Source organism: Pseudomonas sp. GD04158 (assembly GCF_029834875.1).
Classification (GTDB): domain Bacteria; phylum Pseudomonadota; class Gammaproteobacteria; order Pseudomonadales; family Pseudomonadaceae; genus Aquipseudomonas; species Aquipseudomonas hydrolytica.
In genome coordinates, this window is sequence record NZ_JAODYT010000001.1 from 1 (window position 1) to 14,859 (window position 14,859).

Consider the following 14,859-nt stretch of genomic DNA (forward strand, 5'->3'; position numbering starts at 1 on the left):
TCTGGGTCAGGCGCGCCTGGTCGCCGCCGCCGAAGAAGAAGCCGGTCATGCCGTTGATCTGCGCGATCACCTGCGGGTTGCTGTTGTTGCCGATGCTGTCCAGGTCGATGGGGATCCACTGGGCATCCTGGGCGCCGTAGGTCTTCAGCAGCTGCGCGTAGAACTCGCCATTGGACTTGGAGTTGCGCGCGTTGGCCGTGCCGGCGTCGGGGTCCTGGCTCGGTGGAATCGAGGCGGCGGTGATCACGCCGATGCGCGCCTGACTGCCGCCGGCCAGCTGCACCAGACGTTGGTAGATGACCGCGTTGTCGTCCTTGAGCCCGCCGCCCACCAGCAGCAGCGGGCCGGCCGCCAGGGCCGGCAGCGGTAACAGAAGAGCCAGCATGAGGGTGTAACGAATAACCGATCCGATCATTTCGATTTCTCCGCAGGTGCCGCACGGGCACGGTTGGTGACGCTGGTTGGGGAACGGTGATTGGGAGCCAGAGCGCAGTCGGCGGGCCGGCCTCAGTAAACGGAAAACTGTTTGAAGTAGCGTTTCTCGATGCGCTTGTGGGTGCCGTCGGCAAGGATCGCGGCCAGCGCCCGATCGAGCTGTTCGCGCAGCTCGTCGTCGCCCTTGCGCACGGCGATGCCCTGCCCCTGGCCGAAGAACTGCGGCGCCACCACGGGGCCGCCGACCTGCTCGAAGTCGCGGCCCAGTTCGGTCAGGAGGAAACCGAAGTAACCGGAAACGGCGTCGTCGAGCACCAGATCCAGCTCGCCGCCGGCGAGCGCCCGGTAGGCCTGGGCGGCACTGGGATAGCGCAGCAGCTGCACATGCTCGGCGAAGCGGGCCTCGAGAAAGCGCTCGTAGGTGGTGCCCTGCTGCACGCCGACGCGCTTGCCGGCGATGCGCCGCGGGGTGATCAGCATCTGATTGATATGGCCCTTGCGGGCAAAGAAAAAGGCCGGGGTCTGCGCATAGCGGGCGGTGAAGTCCACCCGTTCGGCGCGCGCCGCGGTGATCGACATGGACGCCAGGATCAGGTCCGTGCGTCCCGCGTCGAGTGCCGGGATCAGGTCATCCCAGGCGAAGCGCTGCAGTTCGCATTCGCGCTGCATGCGCTGACACAGGGCATTGGCGATGTCGACGTTGAAGCCGACCAGATTGCCCTGCGCATCGAGTTCTTCGAAAGGCGGGAACTGTCCCTCCATGGCGACCCGCAACGGTCCTGCCGTGCCCGGTTGGGCGAGCAGCACAGCGAACAGACACAACAGCATGCGTAGCATTTCGACTCCTTGCCCGCGCGGGGCCAGGGGGTCAGGTCTCCTGGCGGAAAAGAAGGCGCCGCTGGCGACGCCTTAAGGCCAAAGGAGCGTGGGAGCTGACCTTGAAGAAAAAGCTCCGGACGGCCCGGGATCTGTCGCCGCCCGGAGAATGCCGTTACAGGATGCTCAGCGGGTACTCGATGATCAGGCGCACCTCGTCGAGGTCGTCGTCGAATGCCGTGGAGCGGTGAGTGGCGTGACGCAGACGCAGCGACAGGTCCTTGGCCGCGCCTTCCTGGAACACGTAGCGCGCTTCCAGATCGCGTTCCCAATGCTTCTCGTCGTCACCGGCCCAGCCGGCGAAGGCGCCATTCGGATCGGCCTTGGTGCCGTCGATGTCGTCGCCCTTGATGTAGCGCGCCATGAAGGTCAGGCCGGGAACGCCGTAGTGCTTCATGTTCAGGTCGTAGCGGATCTGCACCGAGCGCTCGTTGGGGGCGTTGAAGTCGGAGTACTGCACCGAGTTGGCCAGCCAGATGGAGTCGCCGCCGATGTAGTCGAAGAACTCGTCGCCACGCACCTTCTGATAGGCCAGGCTGAGCTTGTGCGCGCCGAAGCTGTAGGCACCCTTGAGCGACCAGGTCAGGGTGTCCAGCTCGCCGGCACGCGCCTCGCCCTCGTCGCGGGTCTTGTACGCCACCAGGTCGAAGTTCAGCGCCTGGCTATCGGCCAGCGGGATGTTGTAGTTCAGGTTGGCGAAGTACTGACGCCAGACGTCCTTGGCCTCGCTGGCATAGAACATCAGGCTCAGATCGTCATTGACCGCGTAGCTGAGGCCGGCGAAGTCGACGCTGCGCGCCTCCACCTCGGCGTATTCGCTGGTCATGTCGTCATCGGAGTTGGTGGAGTTGCGGCGGTTGATCGAGGTGAAGTGGCCGGCCTCGAAGGACAGCGCGTCGAACTCGTTGCTGGAAATCTGGAAGCCGGTGGCGGTCTCCGGCAGCAGACGCGAATCGCCGGTGGCGAACACCGGTGCGGTCGGGCGCATCTCGCCGTACTTCAGCTCGGTGGAAGAGGCGCGCATCTTCACCGCACCGCCGATCTGGCCGTAGCTGTCCGGCACCTCGGCATCGGCGGTGCGGTTGTTGCTGATCGGCAGCAGGCCGTTGCCCACGCGACCGCGGCCGGTATCGAGCTTGACGCCGCCATAGGCGAAGGCATCGGCGCCGACACCGACGGTACCCTGGGTGAAACCGGAGCTGAAGTTCAGTTGCGCACCGTGTGCCCACTCTTCGCGATAGCCATTACGCTCGTTGGCCGGCTTGGCGCGGTTGATGCCCTGGCTGTTGCTGCCGCCATGACGGTAGTCGCGGTTCATGTAGAAGTTGCGGTTGATCAGCTGCAGGCTGCTGTCCTCGATGAACCCCTTGGCTTCCTGCTGCTGACCAGCGACGGCAGCCTGCGAGGCCACGGCACCGATGGCCAGGGCGAGACAGCTGAGTTTGAGAATGTTCATGCCTTACTCCATTGGTTTTATTGGTATGGGTTGCCCGCAGTGCGGGCGGTGTTCGCAGCCGCTCAGGTGAACAGCTCGGGAACCAGATCGGCGGGGCATTCGCCGCGTTCGATGACGGCCTCGAGGCACAGCGAACTGTCCTCCAGCCAGCACACGAAGTAGCCGGCGCCGCGCCGGCGCTTGAGGCGAAACGGCCAGCGCCGCTCGCGCAGCTCGCTGCTCACCTCCAGCCGGCGCGGCAGACGAATCACCGAGAAGAAGCCGGCGCCGGTCTGCACCCGCTCCAGCACCCGCACGCTCGGTGCGGTCGCGGTCAGCGCCACCTGGGCGTTGCCCTGCAGCAGCTTGTGCAGGGCGAAGACTTCCACTCGGTTCAATTGCATGGCTCGTTTCTCCGGCGCAGCCGTACCCACCCCGCCTGAACGCTGCAGGCGGGCTGGGGGTAGAGGTAGAAAAAGGCTCTAGAGGCCGATGATGCGCGCCAGGGTCTCGGCGACCTCGGCGCGCTTGACCGGCGCAGCGGGCTCGAAGCGTCCCTGGTTGGCGCTCAGCCAACCTTCGGCCACGGTCTGCGCGGCAGCCTCGGCGTTCGGCGCAGCGAGGCCGGCGACGTCCTGCAGCGCCACGGTCTTGTTCAGCGTGGTCCCGCTGAAGCGCTCGACCAGCGTCTTGCAGGCCAGCGCCCAGTCCGCGCGGCTGGCCGGCCGCTGGGCATCGAAGCGCTCGGCACCATCCATCCAGCCGTTGGAAACCACCACCTCGATATGCTCGCGCAGCGGATGCTCGGCCGGTACGTCGCTCAGCGTCGGCAGGGCCTTGAGGTTGGGCTCCGCAGCCAGGGTCATCTGCAGGGCATTGGCCAGCTCGCCGCGGGTGATCGGGCGCTCCGCCTCGAAGGCGCCCTCGGCGTTGAGGGTCATCAGGCCGCGGAAGGTCACCGCACGAATGGCGTCGCCGCGGCGGCCGTTGCCGGCATCACGCGGGGCGCCGGCGGCCGGCTCGCGCAGATCGGCGGTCACCGGACGGATGTCCAGGCGCACGCCGCTGACGCTGTAGTTGGTCTGCGAATCGTGGAAGCGGCTGTGGGCGGCAAAGTCCGCACGCTTGCTGAACTCGAAGCGATAGCCGTAGTGGTAGCCGTTGGCCGGGTTGTAGCGGGTCATCAGCCCGAGCTGACGGCTCGCCGTGTTGTCGGCCAGGCCATAGAGCACCGCCCGGTTGATCGCCGACACGGCCGACAGGTCGGTGAGCAGGCGGTTGCCCACCAGGTACTCGTTGCCAGGCTCGATCGGCTGCTTGCCGGCATCCGGCCGGATCTCGCCCGAGGCCAGGTCGTAGCGATCGCCATGACCGAGCATGGCCAGGCGCATGTCGTCGATGCGCGTGCCGTAGAGCCCGAAGCTCTTCTTCGCCGCGGCAGGGTCCATGATGGTCAGGTAGCCCTCGCCCAGTACCTCCAGCTCGCCACTGGGCTTGATCCACATGGCGGTGTTGGTATCCAGACCGAAGCCCTTGCCCGGAGCCGGCTGCTCCAGCAGGTAGCTGGCCATGCGCGCCGCGCGCCCGCTGCTGGTTTCCTCGATCTTGTCGAAGTGCTGGTCGATCACGCCGGCCTTGAACAGGCCAGCGCCCCTGAGCAGGGCGGTGCCGCGTCGCCCCTCGGCAGTGGCCACGCCGAAATCCAGGGTATCCATGACCACCCCGTAGGCGGTGGGCATGCGCGCACCGAGGATGCTGGCCCCGGCGCTGGTACCGGCCACCACGCCGCCCTTGTCGTAGATCGCCTGCACGGCCTGCATGGCCAGCGACGGACTGCCGTCGGCGTTGAACAGCGCGCGGGCGATGCGCGCCTGATCACCGCCGACGAACCACACCGCACTGGCCTCGCGCAGCGGCGCGACCACGGCAGGGTCGTTCATGGTGTCCTGATAGTTGTGGCGGTCGATGCCGACGATGCGGATGTGCTCGGCGGGCACGCCCAGGGCTTCCAGTTCGGCCTGAAAGCGCTTGCTGGAGCCCAGGCTGCCGCTGGCGGTGGGCATGATGGCGATGCGCGCCTGCTCGGCGCCGCCCGCCAGTTCGATGAGTTTCTCGTAGACCAGGCTGTTGCTGGCTCGCAGCATGCCGCCGACCGCGAGGAGATTGCCGTCGGCCAGTACCTGCTCGGCACTGCCGCAGAGGATGAGCGCGGCGAGAAGGCCACGAAGGTTGCGCTGCTTGTTCATTGTTATTGCTCTTATTAGAAGTCGAAAGCGGTGTGCCCTGCTCGCCGGCCAACTGAAACGGGGTGACAGCAGGCGCAGCGGGATGAAATGTTTTTTTCACTATCGAGCCACGTGAAAATTTATATACCAGGCATAATCGAGGCACAAGCACCTCAAGCCAGGTTTGACAGAAATATTTCTTAAACGTAGATTCGTGAAAAAAAACACGTCAAAGGTATTCATGCATCTGCCCGGGCGTTCTACCCCATCGCCCACCGGTCAAGGCTCACAAGGCCTTGCCGGCGCCGCCTGGCAACAGTCGGCGTAACGTTCAACCAGCCGCCGCCTGTCGCGACGGAAGCTGTCTCAACCAACCGCCATCCACTGGAGTAACAAGATGAACAAGATCGCTCTATTCGGCGCCCTGGCGCTGTCCACCTTCGGCACCTTCGCCGTCGCCGCCGAGCCGGCGCTGCGCATCGGTATCGAAGCGGCCTACCCGCCCTTCGCGTTCAAGACCGCCGACGGCAAGATCGCCGGCTTCGACTACGACATCGGCAACGAGCTGTGCGCGCAGATGCAGGTCAAATGCCAGTGGGTCGAGCAGGAGTTCGACGGTCTGATTCCCTCGCTCAAGGTGCGCAAGGTCGACGCCGTGCTGTCCTCCATGTCCATCACCGAAGACCGCCTGAAGTCGGTGGACTTCTCCAAGAAGTACTACCACACCCCCGGCAAGCTGGTGATGAAGGAAGACAGCCAGATCCAGGACCCGAGCGTCGACCTCAAGGACAAGAAGGTCGCCGTGCAGCGCGCCTCCACCTACGATCGCTACGCCACCGCCGAACTGACCCCGGCCGGCGTCAACGTGGTGCGCTACGGTTCCAACAACGAAGCCTTCCTCGACCTGCTGGCAGGCCGTGTGGACGCGGTGCTGGCCGATGTGGTGAACATTGACGAGGGCTTCCTGAAAACCGACGGCGGCAAGGGTTTCGCCCTGGTCGGCCCGGACTTCAATGACCCGCGCTACTTCGGTCGCGGCGCCGGCATCGCCGTGCGCAAGGGCGATGCCGCCACCGCCGAGAAGCTCAACGCCGCCATCGACGCCATCCGCAGCAACGGCAAGTACGCCGAGGTACAAGCCAAGTACTTCGACTACGACATCTACGGCCGCTAATCCGCCGCTCTCACCGGCGCCCGCCTCGGGCGCCGGCTTTCCTGCGCTCCACGAGGTTTCCCACCATGCTGCAAGGCTACGGCCCGATCATTGTCGAGGGCGCCTGGCTGACCCTGACCCTGGCTCTGTGTTCCATGGCGCTGGCCATCCTGCTCGGCCTCACCGGCGCGGCGCTGCGCCTCTCGCCACTGCGCTGGCTGGCCAATCTGGGCGACGCCTACGCCACGCTGATCCGGGGCATTCCCGACCTGGTGCTGATTCTGCTGATCTTCTACGGCGGTCAGGACCTGGTGAACCGCATCGCGCCCAGTCTGGGCTACACCGCCTACATCGACATCAACCCCTTCGTCGCCGGCGTGTTCACCATGGGCTTCATCTTCGGCGCCTACCTGTCGGAGACCTTCCGCGGCGCCTTCATGGCCATCGCGAAAGGTCAAGCGGAGGCTGGTGCGGCGTACGGCATGAGCAGCGCCCAGGTGTTCTTTCGCATCCTGGTGCCACAGATGATCCGCTTCGCCATTCCCGGCTTCACCAACAACTGGCTGGTGCTGACCAAGGCCACCGCGCTGATCTCGGTGGTCGGCCTGCAGGACATGATGTTCAAGGCCAAGAACGCCGCCGATGCCACCCGTGAACCCTTCACGTTCTACCTCGCCGTCGCCGCCCTCTACCTGCTGCTGACCAGCGTTTCGCTGCTGGCGCTCAGGGCCGTCGAACGACGCTATTCGGTCGGCACCCGCCTGGCCGAACTCTGAAGGACTGCCCCATGCTCGACTTCAACCTGATCCTCTCCAGCCTGCCGCTGTATGCCAGCGGCCTGCTGGTCACCTTCGAGCTGCTGCTGATCGCCCTCGCCCTGGGCCTGCTGCTGGCTCTGCCGCTGGCCCTGATGCGGGTATCGCGCTCGCCGCTGGTGAACTTCCCGGCCTGGCTCTATACCTATGTGATTCGCGGCACGCCGATGCTGGTGCAGCTGTTTCTGCTCTACTACGGCCTGGCCCAGTTCGACGTCATCCGCGACAGCTTCATGTGGCCGTACTTTTCCAGCGCCACCTTCTGCGCCTGCCTGGCCTTCGCCATCAACACCAGCGCCTACACGGCGGAGATTCTGGCCGGCAGCCTCAAGGCCACACCGCCCGGCGAGATCGAGGCGGCCAGGGCCATGGGCATGTCGCGCGCTCAGCTCTACCGGCGCATCCTGCTGCCTTCGGCCATGCGCCGCGCGCTGCCGCAATACAGCAACGAGGTGATCATGATGCTGCACACCACCTCGCTGGCCTCGCTGGTGACGCTCATCGACCTCACCGGCGCAGCCCGCACCATCAGCTCGCAGTACTACATGCCGTTCGAAGCCTTCATCACCGCCGGCCTGTTCTATCTGGTGCTGACGGTGGGCCTGGTGCGTCTGTTCAAATACGCCGAACTGCGCTGGCTGGCCCACCTGACCCCACGCAAGCATTAACAAGGAAGCCCTATGCAACGTATCGACCACCCACTGCCCTGGAGCCCGACCGGAACCAGCCGTCACCTCAGCGTGCTGCGTTACGGCAGCGGCCCGTGCAAGGCCTACATCCAGGCCAGCCTGCATGCCGACGAGCTGCCGGGCATGCGCGTGGCGGTGGAGCTCAGGCGTCGCCTGCAGCAGCTGGAAAGCGCCGGACGCCTGACCGGCGTGATCGAGCTGGTACCGGTGGCCAACCCCATCGGCCTGAGCCAGCTGTTCCAGGCGGCGGTCCAGGGCCGCTTCGAATTCGCCAGCGGCAGAAACTTCAATCGCGACTTCGTCGATCTGGCCGCCGCGGTCGCCGCGCATGTGGAAGGCCACCTGGGCAGCGACGGGCCGAGCAACGTACGCCTGATTCGCCGCGCCATGATCGAGGCGCTGGACGCCCTGCCCGCGCCGGCCTCGGAGCTGGAAGGCATGCAGCGTCTGCTGCTGCGTCACGCCTGCGATGCCGACGTCGTGCTCGACCTGCACTGCGACTTCGAGGCCGCGGTGCACCTGTACAGCGCGCCGCAGCACTGGCAGGCGCTGCGCCCTCTGGCGGCGCGCCTGCAGGCCGGTGCGGTGCTGCTGGCCGAGGATTCCGGCGGCAGCTCGTTCGACGAGGCCTGCGCCATGCCCTGGCAGCGCCTGCGCCAGCGTTTTCCCGAAGCCGAAATTCCCCTGGCCTGCCTGGCCACCACCGTGGAGCTGGGCGGCATGGCCGACACCGAAGCCGAACGCGCGGTAGCCAGCGCCGAGGCGATTCTGGCCTTCCTCGCCGAGCAGGGACTGATCGCCGGCGACTGGCCGGCAGCGCCGGAACGCTGCTGCGAGGCCACGCCCTTTGCCGGCGCGCAGTACGCCCTCGCCCCGCATCCGGGCGTGGTCAGCTTCTTCAAGCAGCCGGGCGAGTGGGTCGAACGCGGCGAGGCGCTGTTCGAGGTGATCGACCCCTTGAGCGAGCAGCACAGCATCGTCCGCGCCGAAACCTGCGGCGTGCTCTATGCCCGCGAGCGCATGCGCTTCGCCCGCCCCGGCCTGTGGCTGGCCAAGGTCGCCGGGGCAACGCCCATTCGCCAGGGTCGCCTGCTCAGCGACTGATTCATGCCTTAAGAGAACAACAACATGTACAAACTCGAAGTTCAGGATCTGCACAAACGCTACGGTAGCCACGAGGTGATCCGCGGCGTATCGATGGCTGCCAAGGCCGGCGACGTGATCAGCATCATCGGCTCCAGCGGCTCGGGCAAGAGCACCTTCCTGCGCTGCATCAACCTGCTGGAGCAGCCGCATGCCGGCCGCATCCAGCTCAATGGCGAAGAGCTCAGGCTGGTCGCCAATCGCGGCGGCGCGCTCAAGGCCGCCGACGCCAAGCAGCTGCAGCGTATGCGCTCGCGCCTGTCGATGGTGTTCCAGAACTTCAACCTGTGGTCGCACATGAGCGCCCTGGACAACGTCATGGAAGCGCCGGTGCACGTACTCGGCCAGAGCAAGGCCGAGGCGCGCGACAGGGCCGAGCACTACCTGGCCAAGGTCGGCGTGGCGCACCGCAAGGACGCCTACCCGGCGCACATGTCCGGCGGCGAGCAGCAGCGCGTGGCCATCGCCCGCGCCCTGGCCATGGAGCCGGAGGTGATGCTGTTCGACGAGCCCACCTCGGCCCTCGACCCGGAGCTGGTCGGCGAGGTGCTCAAGGTGATGCAGGACCTGGCCAGCGAAGGCCGCACCATGGTGGTGGTGACCCACGAGATGGGCTTTGCCCGCGAGGTGTCCAACCAGCTGGTGTTCCTCCACAAGGGCCTGGTGGAAGAACAGGGCCACCCGCGCGAGGTGTTGGCCAACCCGCAGTCCGAGCGCCTGCAGCAGTTCCTCTGCGGCAGCCTCAAGTAAGCGAAACAGCGCACGGCGGGCGGCTTCGGATACACTGCGCGCCATCGCCAGACCGGATCAGCCCAGCCATGCCGAGCAGCTCGTCGTCTTCCGCCACCGTTTACAGCGCCCCCATCCTGCGCAAGCTGGCCGAGGTCGCGCCACAGCTGCAGCCCTCGCTGCGCAAGGTGGCCGACTTCATCCTGCGCCATCCGCTGAAGGCCGCAACCCTGACCATCGAAGAGCTGGCGCAGGCCACGCACACCTCGCCGGCGGCGGTCAATCGCCTGGCCAAGGCCATGGAGCTGCGCGGCTACATCAGCCTGAAGGCCGAGCTGGTCGCCACCCTGCAGGACATGGTGTCGCCGGTGGACAAGCTGCGCGACGAGCTGGCGCAGCGCCCGGACGGGGCCTTCGGCCTGCACGAACAGCTGCAGATCGCCAGCAGCAATCTCGGTGCGGCGGCCAGCAACAATGACGCCGCCGTGTTCGAGGCGGTGATCGGACGCCTGCTCGGGGCGCGCCGCATCTACATTCTCGGCTTCGGCAACAGCGCCTACATGGCCGGCCTGGCTGCGGCCAACCTGGTGCCCTTCTGCGATGACGCCACCGCCATCAGCATGGAAGGCGGCAACGAAAACGCCGCCTACCGCCTGGCCGCCATCACCGAGCGCGACGTGCTGCTGACCATCTCCCTGCCGCGCTATTCGCTGGACACCCTGCAGCTGGCGCGTTTTGCCCGCGAACGCGGCGCCTGCGTGCTGGCCATCACCGACTCGCCCGCCTCGCCGCTGGTGGAGATCGCCGAGTACAGCCTGTTCGCCCCCGCCGAACACCCGGTGCTGATCAGCTCCAATGCCGCCGTGCTGGCCCTGATCGAAGCCCTGGTGGCAGGTGTCATGGCGCGCAACAAGGAGGCGGTGAGCCTGGCTCAGGAACTGACCGAGAGCGTCATGGCCTACCTGCACGTCCCGGGCACCGAGCGCGCGCCGCGTCGCCCACGCAAACGCCGCCCCTGAGCCGCGCCGCACCGCCAGTCGAATCGCAGACAGCGGCACGGGCTTGCAGCGCCGCCACACGGATGCCAGCCTGGACGGGCCAGATGCCGGAGCGCTGCGATGAGCGAAACCACCGACAGCCAGACCGCCGAACGACTGCAGGCCCTGCACCAGCAGGGCTTCGTGCTGTTGCCCGGCGTGCTGGATGCGCCGCGCGTCGCGGCAGTGCGCGCCGCCATCGACGCCCTGCGCCCCATCCACTGGGACTACCAGGGCAGCCTCGATCACTACAAGTGCGTGTTCAACCGCAACCCGTTCTGGCTGCCCTACCTCGACCTGCCGCCGGTGATCGAGCTGGCCGAAGCGGCGCTGGGCGACGACTGCCACGTGATCGGTCAGACCGCCTGGCGCTGTCATCCGGGCTTCGTCGGCAGCGAGCTGCATCTGGACCATCTGCCCATGGCGTTGCCACCAAGCCTGCTGGACGACCCGGCCTTCGAGCTGCCGATGCAGATCTGCACCGCCCAGCTCTACCTGAACGACATCGACGCCGAGCTCGCCCCCACCCGGGTGATTCCCGGCAGCCACCGCGCCGGACGACCGCCCGTGGCCGGCGAGCGTGACTGGCGCGGCCGCGAGCCCGAGCCGATCTTCTGCCGCGCCGGCGACCTGCTGTTCTTTCGCAGCGAGCTGTGGCATGCCGGCAGCCCCAACCTGAGCCCCACGCGCAGCCGCTACATGCTGCAGATCCACTATGGCCGGCGCATGGTGGCGCAGAAGTTCTCGCCCTATCTCGCGTTTCGCTTCGACCCGGCGGTGCTGGCCGCCTGCACGCCGCGCCAGCGGCGCCTGCTGGGCGAACATGCCGAGGCCGAGTACGACTGATCGCCGTCACGTTTGCGACCTTCGGCCAATCCCAGCCGGCCCAGCGCTGTGTTTAGCTGACCGCCATCCCCACACAAGGACGGTCGATGTCGCCGCGCATACTGCTGCTCACTGCCCTGGCCATGCTGGCCTTCGCCGGCAACTCGCTGCTGTGCCGCCTGGCCCTGCGCGAGACGGCCATCGACGCCGCCAGCTTCACCGCCCTTCGCCTGGTCTCCGGCGCCCTGGTGCTATGGCTGCTGCTGCGCCTGCGCAACCCAAGGCCGGCGCTGGCGGGCAACTGGGCGGGCGCGCTGGCCCTGTTCACCTACGCCGCGGCGTTCTCCTTCGCCTACCTGCAGCTGGAAACCGGCGTGGGCGCCCTGCTGCTGTTCGGTGCCGTGCAGCTGAGCATGCTGGCCTGGGGCCTGTGGCGCGGAGAACGCCTCGGCCTTGCCGCCGCGCTGGGTACCGCCCTGGCAGCAGGCGGCCTGCTCGCCCTGTTGCTGCCAGGTGCCAGCGCACCGCCGCTGACGGCCGCGCTGCTGATGCTGCTGGCCGGTGTCGCCTGGGGTGGCTACTCGCTGCTTGGCCGTGGCCAGGGCGACGCGCTGGCGATGACCGCCGGCAACTTCCTGCGCGCCGCACCGCTGGCCGCGCCGCTGGTGCTGGCGCTGCTGCCGCAGCTGAACTGGGATGCCCCGGGCCTGCTCTACGCGCTGCTGTCCGGCGCGGTCACCTCGGGCGTCGGCTACGCCATCTGGTACAGCGCCCTGCCCGGTCTGCGCGCCAGCCAGGCTGCCACCGTCCAGCTCAGCGTGCCGATCCTGGCGGCGCTCGGCGGCAGCCTGCTGCTGGGCGAGAGCCTGACGCTGCGCCTGACGCTCAGCGCCGCCGCGGTGCTCGGCGGCATCGCCCTGGTGCTCGGCAGCCGGCAACGCGCCGGGAGCTAAAGCGGCTGACCGCGGTCTTCTATGCTGTAGTCCAATCCGCCAGGGAAGATCGCCATGCCTCGCCTGCTTCGTCTGTGTTTCGTCGTCCTGCTCGCCGCTGCGCTGGGTGCCTGCGCCAGTTTCACCGAGCGCGACCCGCTGCGTATCGACCTGGTCGGCCTTGAGCCCCTGCCCGGCCAGGGCCTGGAGGTACGCTTCGCGGTCAAGCTGCGGGTGCAGAACCCCAACGACCGTGCAGTGGACTTCAACGGCGTGGCGCTGGATCTGGAGGTCAACGGCCGGCCGCTGGCCAGCGGGGTGAGCGACCAGCGTGGCAGCGTGCCGCGTTTCGGCGAAACCCTGGTCAGCGTGCCGGTGAGCATTTCCGCCTTCTCGGCCATGCGCCAGGCCTGGGGCGCCAGCGGCTACCAGCCGGGCCAGGGCCTACCTTACGTGCTGCGCGGCAAGCTGGCCGGCGGCCTGTTCGGCACCCGCCGCTTCAGCGACAGCGGCACCCTGGACTGGCCGGAGCCGCCGCGCGGCTACTGACAGGCCGCCTGCAGCGCCAGACGCAGCTCGTCCAGCCCGGCCTGCAGGTCGTCGAGTTCGATGCAGCCGAAACCGAACAGCAGTCCGGCCTGCGCCGGCCCCTGATAGAAGGCGGCCAGCGAATCCAGGCCAATGCTGCGGCTGCGCATCTCGCTCGCCAGCCGCTCGGGATCGACACCTGGACGCAGCAGCGCCGCCAGATGGATGCCGGCCATCGGTACTATGGGCTGCAGCCAGGTCGCCAGATCGCCCTGCAGACGCAGCAGCAGATGCTCGCGGCGCTCGGCATACAGCCGCTGCATGCGTCGGGTATGCCGGGCGAACTCGCCACGTTCCATGAAATGCGCCAGCGCCAGTTGCTGCAGGCTGTCGCCGTGCCGGTCGCCAAGCAGTTTGGCCTGCACCAGCGCCTCGTGCAGCCCGGGCGGCATCAGCAGATAGCCGACCCGCTGCTGGGGATAGAGGGTCTTGGAGAAGGTCCCCAGATAGGCCACCAGTCCGTGACGATCCAGGCTCTGCAGCGCCTCCAGCGGCCGCCCCTGAAAGCGGAACTCGCCGTCGTAGTCGTCCTCGATGATCAGCACCCGGTGCTCGCGCGCCCACTCCAGCAACGCCAGGCGCCGCGCCAGGCTCATCGGCATGCCCAGCGGAAACTGATGCGAAGGTGTGACGTAGACCAGGCGCACGTTGGCCGGCAGCAGGTCCACGCGCAGCCCCTCGTCATCCACCGGCACGCCGATCACCTCGGCCCCGGCACTCTGGAAACAGCTGCGCGCAGGGGTGTAACCGGGTTCCTCCATGGCCACCCGATCGCCGGGCTCGAGCATCACCTGGGCCAGCAGGCTGAGGCCCTGCTGCGCGCCCTGGGTCACCAGCAGATCCTGCCAGTCGCAGCGCACCGCGCGGTTGAGCGCCAGATAGCGGGCAATGGCCTGGCGCAGCGCCGGCTGGCCCTGCACGCCGGCATAGAAGCCGCTGCCCTGGCTCATCTGGCGCAGCGCGTACTGCAGGCTGGTGCGCCAGGCAGCGAGGGGAAAGCGGCGCATGCTCACCGTGCCGCCGGCGAAGTTGTAGCGCCAGCCCTGCACCGGGCTGTCGAACGGCGCCACGGGCAGACGCCGCCAGCGCGCCGCGGGTTGCAGCAGGCTGGTGGCGGCACTGCGCGTGGGTGCGGCCGACTGCGCCAGGCTGCTGACGAAGGTGCCACTGCCGACCCGGGTGCTGGTGAAACCCTCGGCAAGCAGCTGCTCGTATGCCTCGCTGACCGTCTTGCGCGACACCTGCAGGCGCTCGGCCAGGTAGCGGCTCGGCGGCAGGCGTTCCCCCGCCTGCAGGCGGCCGCCAAGAATGGCCTCGCGCAACTGGCGATACAGCTGGGCGGCGAGGGGCTGGTCAGGGTCGATGCTCAGGTGCAGGTCCATGTCGGGCTCCGGTGTGACGGCCCTAGCACAACAGATTGGCCTCCTGAATTTCAACGAAATTGGCTATTTCTGCAGTCCGTAGCGCCCACTACCCTGGCTGCAGTGCTCGCATGGCGCGAGCGGGATCAAGGAGACAGCTGATGCGACTGAACTGGAGCAAGGCCTCGCCCCAGGCCTACAAGGCCATGCTTGGCCTGGAAGCGGTGCTCGAACAGAGCGGCCTCGAACTGCCCCTGCTGGAGCTGGTGCGTCTGCGCGCCTCGCAGCTCAACGGCTGCGCCTACTGCGTGCAGATGCATGCCAATGACGCCCGTCGCGGTGGCGCCAGCGAGGCGCGTCTGCAGACGGTTTGCGTGTGGCGCGAAAGCGCGCACTTCACCGCTCGCGAACGAGCGGCATTGGCCTGGACCGAGAGCCTCACCCGCCTCAGCAGCCAGCACCCGAGCGACGCCGAATATGCCGAGCTGGGTGAGCATTTCGACGACGCCGAGATCGCCAACCTGACCCTGGCGGTGGCCACCATCAACGCCTGGAACCGCTTCGGCGTCGGTTTCGCACTCAAGGCCGAATGACTCATCAGGCAAGGATGCACAGC

At 67.4% G+C, this 14,859-nt stretch carries 15 protein-coding genes and 1 pseudogene; 10 read left to right on the forward strand and 6 right to left on the reverse strand.

Annotated elements, in window-relative coordinates; genetic code table 11:
- From N7333_RS00005 to N7333_RS00025, 5 genes and pseudogenes are all read right to left on the reverse strand, one after another.
- Positions 1 to 415, reverse strand: a pseudogene (locus tag N7333_RS00005) (hypothetical protein); the annotation flags it as partial.
- 92 nt (positions 416 to 507) lie between these two features.
- Positions 508 to 1,272, reverse strand: coding sequence for a transporter substrate-binding domain-containing protein (locus N7333_RS00010; RefSeq protein WP_096825711.1), 765 nt, complete (start codon positions 1,270 to 1,272; stop codon positions 508 to 510).
- A gap of 154 nt (positions 1,273 to 1,426) precedes the next feature.
- The gene (locus N7333_RS00015) at positions 1,427 to 2,767 is read right to left on the reverse strand and encodes an OprD family porin (RefSeq protein WP_012017779.1); all 1,341 of its coding nucleotides are present in this window, start codon (positions 2,765 to 2,767) and stop codon (positions 1,427 to 1,429) included.
- 62 nt (positions 2,768 to 2,829) lie between these two features.
- Positions 2,830 to 3,150 carry a hypothetical protein gene (locus N7333_RS00020; RefSeq protein ID WP_003246324.1) on the reverse strand — a complete coding sequence of 107 codons (321 nt, stop codon included), beginning with the start codon at positions 3,148 to 3,150 and terminating at the stop codon, positions 2,830 to 2,832.
- Between the two features lie 78 nt (positions 3,151 to 3,228).
- The gene (locus tag N7333_RS00025) at positions 3,229 to 4,992 is read right to left on the reverse strand and encodes a cyanophycinase (RefSeq protein ID WP_129481772.1); all 1,764 of its coding nucleotides are present in this window, start codon (positions 4,990 to 4,992) and stop codon (positions 3,229 to 3,231) included.
- A gap of 376 nt (positions 4,993 to 5,368) precedes the next feature.
- On the opposite strand from N7333_RS00025, the gene N7333_RS00030 reads away from it, so the two are divergent.
- The 9 genes from N7333_RS00030 (at position 5,369) to N7333_RS00070 (ending at position 12,843) form a co-directional block, all read left to right on the forward strand.
- Positions 5,369 to 6,145, forward strand: a complete 777-nt coding sequence (locus N7333_RS00030; RefSeq protein ID WP_129481773.1) for an ABC transporter substrate-binding protein — start codon at positions 5,369 to 5,371, stop codon at positions 6,143 to 6,145.
- A gap of 65 nt (positions 6,146 to 6,210) precedes the next feature.
- Positions 6,211 to 6,900 carry an ABC transporter permease gene (locus N7333_RS00035; protein WP_012017777.1) on the forward strand — a complete coding sequence of 230 codons (690 nt, stop codon included), beginning with the start codon at positions 6,211 to 6,213 and terminating at the stop codon, positions 6,898 to 6,900.
- Positions 6,901 to 6,911: 11 nt separating this feature from the next.
- Positions 6,912 to 7,607 carry an ABC transporter permease gene (locus N7333_RS00040; protein WP_003246332.1) on the forward strand — a complete coding sequence of 232 codons (696 nt, stop codon included), beginning with the start codon at positions 6,912 to 6,914 and terminating at the stop codon, positions 7,605 to 7,607.
- 12 nt (positions 7,608 to 7,619) lie between these two features.
- Positions 7,620 to 8,732 (forward strand): succinylglutamate desuccinylase/aspartoacylase family protein, encoded by a 1,113-nt coding sequence (locus N7333_RS00045; RefSeq protein ID WP_012017776.1) that lies wholly within the window; start codon positions 7,620 to 7,622, stop codon positions 8,730 to 8,732.
- 24 nt (positions 8,733 to 8,756) lie between these two features.
- On the forward strand, positions 8,757 to 9,521 hold the full coding sequence (locus tag N7333_RS00050; protein ID WP_011921146.1) for an ATP-binding cassette domain-containing protein: 765 nt from the start codon (positions 8,757 to 8,759) through the stop codon (positions 9,519 to 9,521).
- Positions 9,522 to 9,589: 68 nt separating this feature from the next.
- Complete coding sequence (locus N7333_RS00055; protein WP_003246955.1) at positions 9,590 to 10,519, forward strand: MurR/RpiR family transcriptional regulator; 930 nt, start codon at positions 9,590 to 9,592, stop codon at positions 10,517 to 10,519.
- 99 nt (positions 10,520 to 10,618) lie between these two features.
- Positions 10,619 to 11,383, forward strand: a complete 765-nt coding sequence (locus tag N7333_RS00060; protein ID WP_129481774.1) for a phytanoyl-CoA dioxygenase family protein — start codon at positions 10,619 to 10,621, stop codon at positions 11,381 to 11,383.
- A gap of 86 nt (positions 11,384 to 11,469) precedes the next feature.
- Positions 11,470 to 12,315, forward strand: a complete 846-nt coding sequence (locus N7333_RS00065) for an EamA family transporter (RefSeq protein WP_129481775.1) — start codon at positions 11,470 to 11,472, stop codon at positions 12,313 to 12,315.
- 54 nt (positions 12,316 to 12,369) lie between these two features.
- On the forward strand, positions 12,370 to 12,843 hold the full coding sequence (locus tag N7333_RS00070) for an LEA type 2 family protein (RefSeq protein ID WP_129481776.1): 474 nt from the start codon (positions 12,370 to 12,372) through the stop codon (positions 12,841 to 12,843).
- On the opposite strand, the gene N7333_RS00075 is transcribed toward N7333_RS00070, so the two are convergent.
- On the reverse strand, positions 12,837 to 14,264 hold the full coding sequence (locus tag N7333_RS00075) for a PLP-dependent aminotransferase family protein (RefSeq protein WP_129481777.1): 1,428 nt from the start codon (positions 14,262 to 14,264) through the stop codon (positions 12,837 to 12,839). The genes N7333_RS00070 and N7333_RS00075 overlap by 7 nt on opposite strands.
- A gap of 140 nt (positions 14,265 to 14,404) precedes the next feature.
- Here N7333_RS00075 and N7333_RS00080 point away from each other — a divergent pair, with 140 nt between their 5' ends.
- Positions 14,405 to 14,836: a carboxymuconolactone decarboxylase family protein gene (locus tag N7333_RS00080; RefSeq protein WP_129481778.1), complete on the forward strand. Its 432-nt coding sequence runs from the start codon at positions 14,405 to 14,407 to the stop codon at positions 14,834 to 14,836.
- Positions 14,837 to 14,859: the final 23 nt, after the last annotated feature.